The following is a 14,043-nucleotide window of genomic DNA, read 5'->3' on the forward strand; positions in this document are numbered from 1 at the left end:
GCCACGTTCATTGCCGTTGGCATTCTTCCCGGGCTGCGGCTTGGCCACGCACCCGGGGCCATGAATCGGCAAGGAGCTTGGCATGGATCTCTCACATATTGGCGCAGCCCTGCAACGCAGGCCTTCGCGGCGGTGCTGTGGTTACTTTTATGCCGTTGGATGGCATTGGCGAGTGCTCGGAATCGCGGCTTTGGCCACGACCACGCTGATGCCAGCGAATGATGCACAGGGCAGCACCATTGAAGCAGTTAACCATACGCATTGGGCGATCAATCGCTTCAGTGTGGATGGGCGTTCGGGGATAGACATTATTGGTGCTTACCAAGGAGGCGGGGGGGGTGTTGCTTTGTGCTGCCTGAGCAGTGGTATTCGGGCATGACGGTGAAAGTGGACTGGGAAACAGGTGTGTCGGGGTCAAAAGGGTTCCCAGGGTTTGCAGATCGACAAAAGTATTTGAAATGGCTTGCTGATGCCGACGCGCAGAAACGCCGTCATAGAAAGATCGTCCCCGTACCTGACTACACCGGCCAAAAAGTCTGCGGCATTACTGTCCACTTCCTGCCCTGCGACGATGTACAGGTCACCAGCTCCTGCTACGCCTATGGCAGCCCGGAATACCCCATCAAAACCCCTCTGCACCTGCCGGAGCCGCAGTCATGTCCAAAGTGAACAAATCCCCTGTCTGGTTGCCCCCCGAGTTTCCGTTGCAGGGTCGTTTGCCTCAGCAGGCCCATGAGGTCTACCAGAACCTCGGGCGTCAGTGCAGCATGGAGCGCGACTACCATGACGCACTTTGCGTGGCCTCCGGTCGCCGCGTGATGTTGCCGTGCTGCCAAACCCTGCATATCAGCTTGTTCTTCGACGGCACAGGCAACAACCTGAGCAATGACTTGTACGAGTCGGCTGTTCCGCACCCTACCAATATTGCCCGGCTGTTCCGCGCGAGCATTGGCGATGGCCACGCCGGTGGCACGATGCACAGTGGCAAGGCACGCTGGCTGACTGATGCGGCGGGTACCGGCGGCAACCAATATTTCAAGTACTACATGCCGGGTGTGGGTACACCCTTCCCGGAGGTGGGTGACCTGGATTACACCAGCGATGGCCTGGCCTTCGCCCGGCGCGGTGAAGAGCGGATCAACTGGGGCTTGCTGATGGTCATCGACGCCCTGCGCCGCATTCTGGGGCTGCCACGGCTGGACGATGCCACGCTCAAGGCAGCCGTCGAGGCCATGGGTACCTGGCGTGGCACCGAGTGGATCATGGGCCGTGCCAACCGCGGCAGCGTGTTTCGTCGCGAGCTCAAAGCGCTGGAAGAACCGTTGCGCAGAGCGTTGAGCGCACTACCGCCCGGCCAGCCGACGCTGGTGGGCATGAAGTTGTATGTGTACGGCTTTTCCCGAGGTGCGGCTGCGGCGCGGGCATTCGTCAACTGGTTCAACCAGTTGCTGGCGCCGAAGGAGCCCAGCCCGACGCTACAGATCAGCAGCTTGAAGTTGCCGGTCAGCATCGAGTACCTGGGGCTGCTGGATACAGTGGTGTCGGTGGGGCTGGCTGATATTGCACCGGGTGCGAACGGGCACATGGGCTGGGGCGATGGTAGTCAGGAGTTGCCCAAAGGCCCTCTCGTAAAGCGGTGTCTGCATATCGTCGCCAGCCACGAGCAGCGCTTGAGTTTTCCGCTGGAGTCGATTCGGCGGGAAGATGGGACGTATCCGGAAAACAGCGTTGAGGTGATTTATCCGGGGGTGCATAGCGATCAGGGAGGAGGGTATCCACCAGGCGATCAGGGGAAGGCTTGGAGCAGTAACAATGTGCAGGGCGACGGTTTGCTGCTTTCGCAAATAGCGCTCCATGACCTGTACTCCGATGCGTACGAAAATGGTGCTCCACTTAAAACACCACTAGACGTTTTGCCTGCCGATTTGCGGGAAGAAGCTTGGCGGGCGATGGGACGAGTAGCAACAGATGAGTTTGATGTTTCATCTCTGCTGATTAGTCGTTTCAACGCTTGGCGTCAGGTGACTTTACAGTTGGCACGAGCTCTCGAACCGTTACCGTCAGCTGAAATCGTATGTTATAGACCTCATGTTGCAAGTGCCGACCTAGAAAGCGCACTTCGTAGTCAGATGGATTGGCTCACTGCATGGCGAATTGATCGTTACGCTTTTGGGAGCCTAGAAAGCACTGGTTTCTATCGTGTCGCCACTGACGAACATGCAACTCCCGAGGCCCGGACCAAGGCCGAGGCCGAACGCGACCATAAGCAGTCTCAGGTTGTTAAGCGTCGAGCGTTGCAGCTACACCTTGAGCGCCGTGGTGCCCCGGCAATGCCGCTGGAACCTGGCATCAAGGATTTCGACCCGGACAAATCCAAGACCCAGCTACGCGATGCCGCCGATGAGTTCCGCAAAATATATCGCGATCTTGACAGCGACCCCTATCTGACGTTCTTCCGCCGCGCCCGCTGGGTAAACGTCCCAGCATTCATTACCTACTGGAACAGCGCGGACAAAATCGCCGAGCACGAGCGAATGAAGGCCTGTGGCCAAGCCAAGGTCAGCCAACTGTTTCCGCCGCCACGAGGCCAGAAGAACCACACCTCGGAAACCCACCGAGGCAACGTCGACGAAAACCGGAACCGTGAACAACCCGAAGGCTTGCTGAGGGCGCTGTTCGACGACCATGTGCATGACTCCCGCGCCTGGTTCCTTCATGCCTTGCTCAATAGCAAGTACAAAGGCACTGCGGTTGCGGCAGGGCGAGAGCCATGGGGCAGTTACTTCACCGAACGCATGGTGTTCTTTGGCGAGGCCAATCGCAGGGATGTGGCATTCATTCTAACCCCCGATGGGGCGACCGACTCTGGTACTTCCGTTGCACTTGCTGAAGTCGACCCTGCACAGTCTCGAATACTGGAGGCCCAACGACGGGCTCAATTTCGACAAAAAATCCAGAGTGTATGGGACGACTACTACGCAACATTGGAAGGAGGTCGCGATGGGCAGGCATAAGCGATTCGGCCATGTGTTGCATAACCCCAAACCGCTGAGTTTTCTGGCACGCTCAGTTGGCTTGGCTGTTGTATGTTTTGGATTTGTTATCAGCGGCTCTATGTCGATTGCTCAGGCGAGCACCATCGAAGCTGTCAATCATACGCATTGGGCGATCAACCGCTTCAGTGTAGATGGGCGCTCGGGAATAGACATTATTGGGCCATACCAAGGTGGCGGAGGGGGGTGTTGCTATATCGCTTCAGATAAGTGGGTTTCAGGGATGCAGGTACGTGTTGATTGGGAGACTGGCGTAGGGACTTCTGCGGGATTCCCTGGTTACGCCGATAGAGAGAAATATTTGGCTTGGAGAGATGCCGCACGAGCGCACAATCGACAACATAGTCAGGTGGTTTCCGTTCCGGACTACACCGGCCAAAAAGTCTGTGGCATCACCGTCCACTTCCTACCCTGCGACGATGTCCAGGTCACCACTTCCTGCTACGCCTTTGGCAGCCCAGAATACCCAATCAAGCTTCCGCTCCACCTGCCGGAACCTGAGTCATGTCCAGGTTGACGTAATGGGCATAAATGACCGGAGCCGGTCAAAGTGACCTGGCTCCGGTCAATTAGGACCTACACACCCACCATCAACTCACCATTCCCGGCTCGAACGGGATGCTTTGCACCACCTCCAGCTCATACCCCGCAAGCCCCGCGTACTTCAGCGGTGGCCCCAGGTGACGCAGCTTGCCTACGCCCAAGTCCTGCAGAATCTGCGCCCCGGTGCCTACTTCGGAGTACACCTTCGACTGCCCACGCTGGTACGGCCTTACCGGCTGTGTCAGCTGTGGTATGCGCTCAAGCAACGCTTGGGAGGATTCATGGTTGGCCAGGATCACCACCACGCCAGCGCCTTCCTCGGCCACCTTCTGCAGCGCCGCCCACAGCGTCCAGTTGGCGGGGCCTGCGTATTCGGCACCGACCAGATCGCGCAGCGGGTCGATCACATGCACCCGCACCAGGGTCGGCTGCTCGCGGCGGATGTCGCCCATGACCATGGCCATATGCACACCGCCTTCGATGCGGTCCTCATAGGTGACCAGACGGAAGGTGCCGTGCACGGTCGGCATCTCGCGCTCGCCGATGCGCTTGATGGTCTGTTCGGTGCTCAGGCGGTAGTGGATCAGGTCGGCGATGGTGCCGATCTTGATGCCATGCCGGGCGGCGAACACTTCAAGGTCCGGGCGGCGGGCCATGGTGCCGTCGTCGTTGAGCACTTCAACGATGACCGAGGCCGGGCTGAAGCCGGCCAGGCGCGCCAGGTCGCAGCCGGCTTCGGTGTGGCCGGCGCGGGTCAGCACGCCGCCTTCGCGGGCGCGCAAGGGGAAGATGTGGCCGGGTTGCACCAGGTCTTCTGGGCGGGCGTTGGCGGCCATGGCAGCTGCCACGGTGCGCGCCCGGTCGGCGGCGGAAATACCGGTGGTGACGCCGGTGGCCGCCTCGATCGACACGGTGAAGGCGGTACTGAACACGCTGCCGTTGGCCGGCACCATCTGCTCCAGGCCCAGGCGCTGGCAGTGCTCGTCGGTCAAGGTCAGGCAGATCAGGCCACGCGCTTCGCGGGCCATGAAGTTGATGGCCTGGGCGTCGCAACGCTCCGCGGCGATCAGCAGGTCGCCTTCGTTTTCCCGGTCCTCGTCATCCACCAGCAGGACCATCTTGCCTTGCCGGTAGTCCTCGAGAAGTTCCTCGATGGTGTTGAAAGCCATGTTGCACGCTCACTGTGGTGGGGTGATTATTATGGTATACCATCATACACAAATATCGCCGTAACTGGAGAGCAGCGCATGAAGGCTTACTGGATCGCCCATGTGGACGTGACCGACCCCGAGCAGTACCAGCAGTACACCCAACGCGCTCCGGCAGCCTTCAAGGCATTCGGCGGCCGCTTTCTGGCCCGTGGCGGGCGCAGCGAGGCGATGGAAGGGCGGCCTACCCCTCAGCGTAGCGTGGTGATCGAGTTCGATTCGTACGAGCAGGCGGTGGCGTGTTACCGGTCCGCGCTGTACCAGGAGGCGTGCAGCCATCGCCAGGGGGTGGCCAAAGCCGAGGTGATCATTGTCGAAGGGTTTGAACCCTGAGTTTGGGCTGATGGCCCTTTCGCGGGTAAACCCGCTCCCACAGGTACGCCACAGATTTCGAATGCTGTGGTGTACCTGTGGGAGCGGGTTTACCCGCGAAAGGGCCGGTCCTGTTTATGGCATACCTGGCAGCTCATGCGGCCGCAGGTCAAACACCAGCACCTCGGCATCCACCCCATTACCCAGCTCCAGCATCTGTTCCTGCCTTACCCGCACCCCGTCCCCTTCATTCAGCACCTGCCCATTGAGCTCGATGCTGCCCCGGGCCACGTGCACATAGGCATGGCGGTTTTCCGGCAAGGTCAGGCTGGCGCGCTCGTCACCGTCGAACAGGCCCGCATACACCCGCGCGTTCTGGCGCACCTGCAATGACCCTTCGGCGCCATCCGGCGAGATGATCAGGCGCAGCTTGCCGCGCTTTTCCTCGGCACTGAAATGCTGTTGCTGGTAACGCGGCGTGGCGCCTTGCACGTTCGGCACGATCCAGATTTGCAAGAAGTGCACCGGCTGCGCCTGGCTGTGGTTGAACTCGCTGTGGGCCACGCCGTGCCCGGCGCTCATCAGCTGCACATCGCCCGGGCGGATCACCGAGCCGGTGCCCAGCGTGTCCTTGTGCGCCAGCGCGCCTTCGAGCACGTAGGAGAAAATCTCCATGTCCCGGTGCGGGTGTTCGCCGAAACCCTTGCCAGCAATGACGCGGTCGTCGTTGATCACCAGCAGGTCAGAAAAACCTTGCTCGTCCGGGTTCCGGTAATGGCCGAAGGAAAAGGTGTGGAAGGATTTCAGCCAGCCATGGAAGGCCAGGCCGCGGTCTTGGGCATTGCGTACGGTAAGCATCACGGTTCTCCTGAACCGGCAGGGCGCCTGGCCCTGCCGCATGGGTGGATGAGGTTATTGAAGGTGTACTTTCAGTTCACCAGCTGCCTGGCGCATCGCCGCCTTCACCGCCGGCACCTGGCTCAGCGGGTTGAGCAGCCCATAGTCATGAATCATCCCGTTGTAGCGCACCGAGGTAACGGTCACGCCAGCAGCATTCAGCTTGCGGGCATAAGCCTCACCTTCATCACGCAACACATCGAACTCAGCCGTTTGCACCAGTGCTGGCGGCAAGCCCTTGAGCTGCTCACTGCTGGCCCGCAGCGGCGAGGCGTAGATCTGCGCACGGGCGTTGGCATCGGTGGTGTAGCTGTCCCAGAACCACTTCATCATGCCGGTGGTCAGGAAGTGCCCTTCGGCAAACTGCTTGTACGACGCCGTCTCGAAGCTGGCATCGGTCACCGGCCACAACAGCAGCTGGAAGCGCAGGGCAGGGGTGCCGGCCTCTTTGGCTTTCAGCGCCACGACTGCCGCCATGTTGCCGCCGACACTGTTGCCGGCCACCGCCAGGCGCTTGCCGTCCACGCCGATCTCCTTGCCATGCTCGGCCACCCAGCGGGTCGCAGCGTAGGCCTGGTTGATCGCTGTGGGGTAGTGCGCTTCCGGCGACGGGGTGTAGTCCACATAGACCGCCACCGCACCCGAGCCGACCACCAGGTCGCGAATCAGCCGCTGGTGGGTCGGGAAGTCGCCCAGCACCCAGCCGCCGCCGTGGAAGAACATGAACACCGGCAGGTCACCCTTCACGTTGGCCGGGCGTACCACTTGCAGCGTGATCGACTCGCCGTTGGCCTGGATGGTGCGTTCCTTTACCTCGATGCCCGAGAGGTCGACCTTGACCGAAGCCTGGGCCCCCGTCAGCACTGCCCGGGCGTCTTTCGGGCTGAGTTGTTCCAGTGGCTTGCCGCCGCCTTGTTCCAGGGCTTCGAGAAACGCCTGGGTGTGTTGCTCGACACCCGGGCTACCTGCGGCGAAGGCGCTGGAAACAGACAGGGCCAGAAGGGAGGCGGTAAGGGTTTGTGGACAATGTTCATGAGCAAATCCTTTTCCATGCAAGTGTTGGTAGTGGGCGTCTTGCCTGGCCTGCTGGGCCATCGCTGCGACTTGTGCGTAGCTTAGGCAGATGCACTGGCGGGAAAAAGCCGCTATAAAGCGTTTTACTGTCACCATGAGCGAGACAATGAACCCCTACGAAGACATGCGTATCTTTGCCCAGGTCATGGAGGCCGGCAGTTTCACCGCCGCCGCCGACCGCCTGGGCATGTCCAAGCAATCGGTCAGCCGGCGCCTGATGCAGCTCGAAGAGCGCCTGGGCGTACGCCTGCTCAACCGCTCCACCCGGCGCCTGGACGCCACGCCGCTGGGCCAGCACTACTACCAGTCGGCGCTGCGCCTGCTGGGTGAAGTGCAGCAGGTGGAGCACGACATCAGCGGCCAGGCCCAGGCATTGCGCGGCACCTTGCGGCTGAGCGCACCGCTGTCGTTCGCCATGTCGCACCTGGGCTGCCTGCTGACCGAGTTTTTGCAATTGCACCCGCAAGTCGATGTCGAGGTGGACCTCAGTGACCGCGCCGTGGACCTGATCGGCGAGGGCTACGACCTGGCTCTGCGGATTGGCGCGCTGGAGGACTCCAGCCTGATCGCGCGGCGTATTACCAGTGTCGAGCGGGTGTATTGCGCGAGCCCGGCGTACCTGCAGGCGCGGGGTGTACCACTAAAACCGGAGGAGTTGGCAGGGCATGACTGCCTGCCCTATGGCCATTCGCGACAGGTGCAGTGGCAGTTCCGTCAGGGCGGCAAGGCGCAGGCGATACAGGTGACGGGGCGCATGCGTGCGAACAACGGCGAGTTGCTCAGGGATGCGGCTATAGCCGGTATGGGGGTGACCTACCTGCCGACCTTCATCGTTGGGCAGGCGTTGGCGGATGGGCGGCTGGTGAATGTGCTTGAAGAGTGGACGCCGCCTGCATTGCAGTTATCAGCCGTGTATCCGCAGCACCGACAGGTGGCGCGGCCGGTGCAGGGGTTTGTGAACTTTCTGCGCGAGCGCTTGGTGCAGTTGTAGGCCGGCCTCAGTACCTTGCCGCGAAGCGCAATGCCAGCGGCAGGACGAGCGCCCAGATCGGCGCCAGGATCAACCCGGTGTAAAGCTCCCCCAATGGCAAATCGATGCCCGCCACACGGGCCCCGGCCAGATAGGCCAACGGCCCGCCCAGCATGCCCAGCACTGCGGCGCGCCACAACGGTCGCCCGGCCCACGCCAAGCTGTGGCGCAGCCCACTGGCCAGTACCAGCCACAGCAACGCTAGCCAGAGCGGCAGGGGCCATTGTTCGAAGCGGAACACGCCCAGCATGCCCAACAGGCTGTCGAGCATACAACCGGCAATCGTCACGCAGAGCAGGACGCGCATTTCGCTGACGGGTTGTGGACAGAGGCGCAGGTGTACCAGCAGGCCAGCCGTCGCAGTCAGCAGCAGCCAGGGCAGGTGTGCGCCCAGCACACAGGCCCACCAGCCAGCTTGCAGCCACAGTGCGTTGCCGATCAGCCAGCTGCGCGCCATGTTCAAGGGGCCAGCAGCGGTGCCCGACGCGCCTGCGGCCCGGCCCACAGCAGTTGCGCCACGCCGATGGTTCGTTCTTCGAAACCGCCCTGGCAGTAGCACAGGTAGAACTCCCACAAGCGCTGAAAGGTATCGTCATACCCCAGGCCCATCAGCTCCGCGCGCGCCAGGCGCAGGTTGTCGCGCCAATGGCGCAGCGTGCGTGCGTAGTCCTGGCCGAAATCTTCCAGGTGTACCAGGTTCAGCGCAGTCTGGCGGCTGGCGGTGTCCAGCAGCACGCTTAGCGACGGCAAGGCGCCGCCGGGGAAAATATACCGCTGGATGAAATCCACCGAACGTCTGGCCTGGGCGTAGCGCTGGTCACGGATGGTAATGGCTTGCACCAGCATCAGGCCGTCGTCCTTGAGCAGCGACGCGCACTGGCGGAAGTACGTCGGCAGGTAACGGTGGCCGACGGCTTCGATCATTTCGATCGACACCAGCTTGTCGAAGCGCCCGTGCAGGTCGCGATAGTCCTGGTGCAGCACCGTGATGCGCTGTTCCAGGCCCAAGGCCTTGACCCGTTGCAGGGTATGGGCGTACTGCGCCGCCGAAAGGGTGGTGGTGGTGACCCGGCAGCCGTGCTGCTGCGCGGCGTGGATGGCCAGGCCGCCCCAGCCGCTGCCAATCTCCAGCAGGTGGTCATGGGGCGTGAGTTCGAGCTTTTGGCAGATGCGTTGCAGCTTGTTGGTCTGGGCCTGTTCCAGGGTTTGCCCGGGGCTGTCGAACTGCGCGGCGGAGTACATCATGGTGGGGTCGAGCAGGCGCTCGAACAGGTCGTTGCCCAAGTCGTAGTGCGCCAGGATATTGCGCCGCGCACCGCGCCGGCTGTTGCGATTGAGGCGGTGCAGCAGGCGCAGGGCAGGGCGCGCCAGGCGAGCCAGGCCGCCCTCCATGGCATCGAGTACATCCAGGTTGGCCACGAACAGCCGGGTGACCGCAGCCAGGTCCGGGCTGCGCCAGTAACCGTGAATATAGCCTTCACCGGCACCAATCGAGCCATTGCCGGCGACCAGGCCCCAGGCCGCGTCGTCAACGATTTCCACTTCCGCATACAGCCGGCTGGCAACGTCGCCGAAGGTCCACTGCTCGCCATGGCTGATCAGGCGCAGGCTGCCATGGCGCAGCTGGCGTAACTGCGCGAGTACGGCGCGCCTGGCCAGGCCGCCGAGCAACGGGGCAATGCTTGCCGATTTGCTAACGCTCAGGGTCGGTTCGGGCATGGTCGGGCTCCTCGCGGGCGGGTTGGCCGAGTGCCAGGTCGTGCTGGCTGGCGATATGGTCGTGCACAGGTGTGCGCTTGAGCAGCAGGCGCAGGGCCTGCCAGTAGATGCTGGTGAGGGTACGCAGGCTCATCCAGGGAAAAGCCAGGATGTGCCGCCGCAATGCAGCGCGGTCCAGCGGCTGGCGTTGCAGCGCCAGGTCGGCTTCGAACACCTTGTGCCCGGCGCGCCAGTTCTCCATGTGCAGGCGCACCCGCTGTGCATCGAGGGCGAAGCGCAGGCGGTATTCCATGTCCAGCGGCATGAACGGCGACACATGGAAGGCCTTGGCCACTGAAAATGACCGGGTCAGGTCGCCGTTCACGGGTAGCACGTAATGGAAGCGTTCACGCCATGGGGTATTGCGCACTTCCAGCAGTACGGCCGCGAGCTGGCCCTGTCGGTCATGGCAGAAGTAGGCACTTACCGGGTTGAAGGACAGCCCCCAGCAGCGCGGTTGGGTAAGCAGGTGCACGGCGCCTTCGGGCACCTGCCCCGTCGCCTGGCCGACCAACAGCCGAGCGGCCTCGGCCAGTGGTTTGCCTTCACGGGTCAGTGCCGGCAGGTAGTCGGTTTCGCGCCAGCACAAGGGCGCCAGCCGCGATGGCCCCAGCCAGCGGCACAGGCCAAGCAGTTGGTGTTGCTCGTTCAGGTCCAGGTAGAACATGCCAACCCGGTAGCGAAACGCGTGGTGGCGTGGGCTCAGGCGCCGGTGGCTCACCCAGCCCTGGCACAGGCTGCTGTTCACAACTGTTCTCCAAAGTGCCGGGCGACGTTCAGTGCGCTGAGCACGCCGTCTTCATGAAAGCCGTTGGCCCAATAGGCGCCGCAGTAATAGCTGTGCAACGGCCCCTGCAATTCGCCCTGGCGGGCTTGTGCCGCCAGGGCGGCAAGGCTGTACTGCGGGTGTGCGTAGTCGATGCGGGCGAGTATGCATGCCGGGTCAATCTGGCCTGCCTGGTTGAGGCTTACGCAAAACGTGGTCGGCGCTTCGAGGCCCTGAAGGATGTTCATGTTGTAGGTGAGCGCGGCGGGCGCTTGCGGGTCGTCGCCCAGGCGGTAGTTCCAGGCGGCCCAGGCCTTGCGCCGCTGCGGCAGCAGGCGCGTGTCGGTGTGCAGCACCACATCGTTGCTGGCGTAGCGGATGGCACCGAGTATGGCGCGCTCCTGCTCGCTGGGCGTTGCCAGCAGGGCCAGGGCCTGGTCGCTGTGGCAGGCAAACACCACCTTGTCGAAGCGCTCGCTGCCGCCTGCCCAGGCCACCGCCACGCCGTGATCATCACGCTTGACCTGCTGCACCGCACAGCCCAGCCGGATGCGCTCGGCAAAGGGTTGGCACAATGGCGCGAGGTAAGCGCGCGAACCGCCCTCGATCACTTGCCATTGCGGCCGATGGTTGACCGACAGCAGGCCGTGGTTGTGGCAGAAGCGCACGAAGAACTGCAACGGGAAGCCCAGCATGTCGGCTGGCGACATCGACCAGATCGCCGAGCCCATCGGCACGATGTAATGGTCGATGAAGCGCCGCCCATAGCCTTGGGCCTTAAGGTACTGGCCAAGGGTAGTGGCGCCATCGATGCGCTGCTGTTGCAGGTCGGCCGGGGCCTGGCGGTTGAAGCGCAGTACGTCGCGTAGCATCCCCCAGAAGCCAGGGGACAACAGGTTGCGTCGTTGGGCGAACAGGGTGGCCAGGTTGTGACCGTTGTACTCGAAGCCCGTACGCGGGTCGTGCACCGAAAAGCTCATCTGCGTCGGCCGCCAGGCGACGCCCAGGTGTTTGAGCAGGCGGATGAAATGCGGGTAGGTCCAGTCGTTGAACACGATGAAGCCGGTATCAACCGCGTAGTGCCGGCCCTGCCATTGCACATCGACGGTATGGGTATGCCCGCCAACCCGGTCCGCGGCCTCGAACACGGTGACTTCATGACGACGTGACAGCAGGTGGGCACAGGTGAGGCCGGCGATACCGGTACCGATGATAGCGATGCGCATGGGTCAGCCCTTTTGTTCGCGGGCCAGATGGCGGCCCAGCTTCAGGCGCCAGCGCGCCGGCAATGCGCCTAGCAGGCGCAGCACCAGGGTGAAGGTGGCGGGGAAGGCGATTTCCAGCGGGCGGCGAGGCAGGCGCGCGATGATATGGGCGGCGGCGCGTTCGGCGCTCCACAGTTGCGGCATCGGGAAGTCGTTGCGGCGGGTGAGGGGTGTGTCGACGAAGCCGGGGCTGACCAGGGTGACGTCGATACCTTCGCCAGCCAAGTCGATGCGCAGGGATTCGACCAGGTACCGCAATGCCGCCTTGGACGCGCCATAGGCCCCGGCGCGCGGCAGCGCCAACCAGCTAACCGAACTGCCCATGACCACCAGGTGTGGCTGCCGGCCACGGCGTAGCAAGGGCAGTGCGGCCGCAAGGCAAAGGCTGGTGCCGGTCAGATTGGTGCGCATCACCCGTTCGACCAAGGCCGGGTCGAAGTGCCCCGGTTCCAGGTACTCGCAGGTGCCCGCATTGAGGATCACCTGGTCCAGTGCGCCCCAGGCGTGCTCGATCTGCCCGGCCATCTGCGTCACCTGCTCAGGCTGGTCGACATCGCCCAGGGTCAGCAGTACCTGGCCCGGGAACTGCTCGGCCAGTGCCGTCAGCTTGTCTGCGCGGCGTGCCCCCAACGCCACCTGGTGGCCTTGCTCCAGCAAGTGCAACGCCAGCGCCGCACCGATGCCGCTGCTGGCACCGGTCAGCCAGCAACGGCTCATGCCAGCCTGCCTTTGAGCCAGCGAATGGCGCTGCCCATCACCGGCACATGCTCGTACAGCAGGGCGCCGGCGTCGAAGTAATCCTGGTGAAAGTACACCCGCTCATGCCAGCGCAGGTGGCTGCAACCCTGCAGGCTGATCAGTTGCCCACGGGCCAGTTGGGGGTGGCGATAGTGCAACGTCCAGCGAATGTAGCCGTGGCCCGGTTCCAGCTCGTCGGTGCCTTCGAAGCGGTAATGGCACTCGGGCACCCTAGCGTACAACTGGGCGAAATAAGCCCGCAGCGCGGGAAGGCCGGTGAGCTGGTGCAGAGGGTCGCGAAATGCGACGTCCTCGCTGTACAGGTCGGTCAGCAGGTCGAGGTTGTGCGTATCGAGCGTGGCAAAGCGTTCGGCGAAGGATTGCAGGTAGCTGGACATGCACAATACCTGTACAAAACGAATCTGTTGTACAAGGTATAGTGCAGGTCACGCTGGAAATCTATACAGAAGAAATTTTTTGTACAGTTTGTTCGTTCGGCCGGGCATTTTTGGCGCCTGGGAGATCGAGCGCCGCCCGCGCGGCGCTTCGCGGGGCAAGCCCGCTCCCACATTTGTTTCGGGCCAGTCACTCCTTTGAGTTCATCTCTGTCCGCCTTGTTTGTCCGACTCGATATTGAGACAGGCGCCAAGGGGCCGCGCGCCAATGCCTCAGGAATAATTGGCCCGAAACAAATGTGGGAGCGGGCTTGCCCCGCGAAGCGCCGCGCGGGCGGCGCTCGATCCCCCAGGCGCTGAAAATCATGCGGCGAACCCCCGCAGCCCGCACTGCTTATCAACCGATCAACTCACCCAGCCCAATCAACCCGCCATCAAACTCATCCATGGCATCCAGCATCGCTTCGCGCAAGTAAGCCAGCGATGCCCGATCAAACAGCAACTGCAACGCCGGCCGCTCTTCACTGCCCACATTCACCACAATCACATTGATCCGTGCCGCCGAAGTCTGCGCCACCGCCCCGACCGGAAACGCCTCGGCACGCAAGTCCACCCCGCACAACTTGGCCATCACCGCACTGCCATGCACCCCCGACAGCTGCAACCAGGCATGGCTGTCCTGGCGCGGCAGCAGGTAGTTACGCTGGGCATCCTGCACCCACTCGGCCTCCGCGGCAGCCACACGTGCGCCCTCGTCGGCCAGGCTGCCCAGCAACAGGTACTCGGTCTGTGACAACCGCGCTACCCAGCCGCCGTCGTCTTGAAGCACGGCCTGGTCCGGCTGCTGAGGCAAACGGTAGCCACGCTGCTGCAGGTAGGAGGCACTGTCGCCCCCGCGAAACCCGACCCGCGCCACATCGGTCAGGTCGGTCAACGCACAGGTGTACAACAACTCGGCCCATGGGCTGCGAGGGATAAACGCTTCGGCTTGCAAACTGGTCATG

The 14,043-nt window shown here is 62.8% G+C and carries 13 protein-coding genes and 2 pseudogenes; 5 read left to right on the top strand and 10 right to left on the bottom strand.

Annotation, left to right across the window (positions count from 1 at the left end):
- Positions 1-208: 208 nt before the first annotated feature.
- From AK81_RS28145 to AK81_RS28150, 3 genes and pseudogenes are all read left to right on the top strand, one after another.
- Positions 209-669: pseudogene (locus AK81_RS28145) on the top strand (DUF3304 domain-containing protein).
- The gene (locus tag AK81_RS11155; RefSeq protein ID WP_043199057.1) at positions 657-3,014 is read left to right on the top strand and encodes a T6SS phospholipase effector Tle1-like catalytic domain-containing protein; all 2,358 of its coding nucleotides are present in this window, start codon (positions 657-659) and stop codon (positions 3,012-3,014) included. The pseudogene AK81_RS28145 and the gene AK81_RS11155 overlap by 13 nt, the downstream one beginning before the upstream one ends.
- Positions 3,015-3,114: 100 nt before the next feature.
- Entirely contained in the window at positions 3,115-3,570 is a 456-nt protein-coding gene (locus AK81_RS28150; protein ID WP_081042050.1) for a DUF3304 domain-containing protein, read from the top strand.
- Between the two features lie 73 nt (positions 3,571-3,643).
- Here AK81_RS28150 and ribBA read toward each other — a convergent pair whose 3' ends face one another.
- Positions 3,644-4,765 (bottom strand): bifunctional 3,4-dihydroxy-2-butanone-4-phosphate synthase/GTP cyclohydrolase II, encoded by a 1,122-nt coding sequence (ribBA, locus tag AK81_RS11160; protein ID WP_043199060.1) that lies wholly within the window; start codon positions 4,763-4,765, stop codon positions 3,644-3,646.
- Positions 4,766-4,843: 78 nt separating this feature from the next.
- Between ribBA and AK81_RS11165 the strand changes: the two genes are divergently transcribed.
- Entirely contained in the window at positions 4,844-5,137 is a 294-nt protein-coding gene (locus AK81_RS11165) for a DUF1330 domain-containing protein (RefSeq protein ID WP_023049469.1), read from the top strand.
- 114 nt (positions 5,138-5,251) lie between these two features.
- Here AK81_RS11165 and AK81_RS11170 read toward each other — a convergent pair whose 3' ends face one another.
- Entirely contained in the window at positions 5,252-5,974 is a 723-nt protein-coding gene (locus tag AK81_RS11170; RefSeq protein ID WP_043199065.1) for a pirin family protein, read from the bottom strand.
- Between the two features lie 54 nt (positions 5,975-6,028).
- A pseudogene (locus AK81_RS11175) lies at positions 6,029-7,047 on the bottom strand (alpha/beta hydrolase).
- 146 nt (positions 7,048-7,193) lie between these two features.
- On the opposite strand from AK81_RS11175, the gene AK81_RS11180 reads away from it, so the two are divergent.
- A complete protein-coding gene (locus tag AK81_RS11180; protein ID WP_043199066.1) occupies positions 7,194-8,078 on the top strand; it encodes a LysR family transcriptional regulator in 885 nt (294 codons plus the stop codon).
- A 7-nt stretch (positions 8,079-8,085) separates the two neighbouring features.
- On the opposite strand, the gene AK81_RS11185 is transcribed toward AK81_RS11180, so the two are convergent.
- The 7 genes from AK81_RS11185 to AK81_RS11215 form a co-directional block, all read right to left on the bottom strand.
- Positions 8,086-8,574 (bottom strand): DUF2878 domain-containing protein, encoded by a 489-nt coding sequence (locus AK81_RS11185; protein ID WP_043199067.1) that lies wholly within the window; start codon positions 8,572-8,574, stop codon positions 8,086-8,088.
- Between the two features lie 2 nt (positions 8,575-8,576).
- Positions 8,577-9,836 (bottom strand): SAM-dependent methyltransferase, encoded by a 1,260-nt coding sequence (locus AK81_RS11190; RefSeq protein WP_043199068.1) that lies wholly within the window; start codon positions 9,834-9,836, stop codon positions 8,577-8,579.
- Positions 9,811-10,623: a DUF1365 domain-containing protein gene (locus tag AK81_RS11195; protein ID WP_043199070.1), complete on the bottom strand. Its 813-nt coding sequence runs from the start codon at positions 10,621-10,623 to the stop codon at positions 9,811-9,813. Before AK81_RS11195 ends, AK81_RS11190 begins: the two co-directional genes overlap by 26 nt.
- Positions 10,620-11,867 (bottom strand): NAD(P)/FAD-dependent oxidoreductase, encoded by a 1,248-nt coding sequence (locus AK81_RS11200; RefSeq protein ID WP_043199071.1) that lies wholly within the window; start codon positions 11,865-11,867, stop codon positions 10,620-10,622. Before AK81_RS11200 ends, AK81_RS11195 begins: the two co-directional genes overlap by 4 nt.
- A gap of 3 nt (positions 11,868-11,870) precedes the next feature.
- Positions 11,871-12,623 (bottom strand): SDR family NAD(P)-dependent oxidoreductase, encoded by a 753-nt coding sequence (locus AK81_RS11205; RefSeq protein WP_043199073.1) that lies wholly within the window; start codon positions 12,621-12,623, stop codon positions 11,871-11,873.
- Complete coding sequence (locus tag AK81_RS11210; protein WP_043199075.1) at positions 12,620-13,042, bottom strand: nuclear transport factor 2 family protein; 423 nt, start codon at positions 13,040-13,042, stop codon at positions 12,620-12,622. Before AK81_RS11210 ends, AK81_RS11205 begins: the two co-directional genes overlap by 4 nt.
- 394 nt (positions 13,043-13,436) lie before the next feature.
- Complete coding sequence (locus tag AK81_RS11215; protein ID WP_043199077.1) at positions 13,437-14,042, bottom strand: sarcosine oxidase; 606 nt, start codon at positions 14,040-14,042, stop codon at positions 13,437-13,439.
- Position 14,043 lies beyond the last annotated feature (1 nt).

It is taken from the genome of Pseudomonas putida W15Oct28, from assembly GCF_000708715.2.
Classification (GTDB): domain Bacteria; phylum Pseudomonadota; class Gammaproteobacteria; order Pseudomonadales; family Pseudomonadaceae; genus Aquipseudomonas; species Aquipseudomonas putida_R.

Excerpts from the sequence above, each read along its gene's own strand:
- AK81_RS11170 (WP_043199065.1), bottom strand. The coding sequence starts at position 5,974 with ATGCTTACCGTACGCAATGCCCAAGACCGCGGCCTGGCCTTCCATGGC.
- AK81_RS11190 (WP_043199068.1), bottom strand. The coding sequence starts at position 9,836 with ATGCCCGAACCGACCCTGAGCGTTAGCAAATCGGCAAGCATTGCCCCG.
- AK81_RS11165 (WP_023049469.1), top strand. The coding sequence starts at position 4,844 with ATGAAGGCTTACTGGATCGCCCATGTGGACGTGACCGACCCCGAGCAG.
- AK81_RS11215 (WP_043199077.1), bottom strand. The coding sequence starts at position 14,042 with ATGACCAGTTTGCAAGCCGAAGCGTTTATCCCTCGCAGCCCATGGGCC.
- AK81_RS11155 (WP_043199057.1), top strand. The coding sequence starts at position 657 with ATGTCCAAAGTGAACAAATCCCCTGTCTGGTTGCCCCCCGAGTTTCCG.
- AK81_RS11210 (WP_043199075.1), bottom strand. The coding sequence starts at position 13,042 with ATGTCCAGCTACCTGCAATCCTTCGCCGAACGCTTTGCCACGCTCGAT.
- AK81_RS11205 (WP_043199073.1), bottom strand. The coding sequence starts at position 12,623 with ATGAGCCGTTGCTGGCTGACCGGTGCCAGCAGCGGCATCGGTGCGGCG.
- AK81_RS11180 (WP_043199066.1), top strand. The coding sequence starts at position 7,194 with ATGAACCCCTACGAAGACATGCGTATCTTTGCCCAGGTCATGGAGGCC.
- ribBA (WP_043199060.1), bottom strand. The coding sequence starts at position 4,765 with ATGGCTTTCAACACCATCGAGGAACTTCTCGAGGACTACCGGCAAGGC.
- AK81_RS28150 (WP_081042050.1), top strand. The coding sequence starts at position 3,115 with ATGTCGATTGCTCAGGCGAGCACCATCGAAGCTGTCAATCATACGCAT.
- AK81_RS11200 (WP_043199071.1), bottom strand. The coding sequence starts at position 11,867 with ATGCGCATCGCTATCATCGGTACCGGTATCGCCGGCCTCACCTGTGCC.
- AK81_RS11185 (WP_043199067.1), bottom strand. The coding sequence starts at position 8,574 with ATGGCGCGCAGCTGGCTGATCGGCAACGCACTGTGGCTGCAAGCTGGC.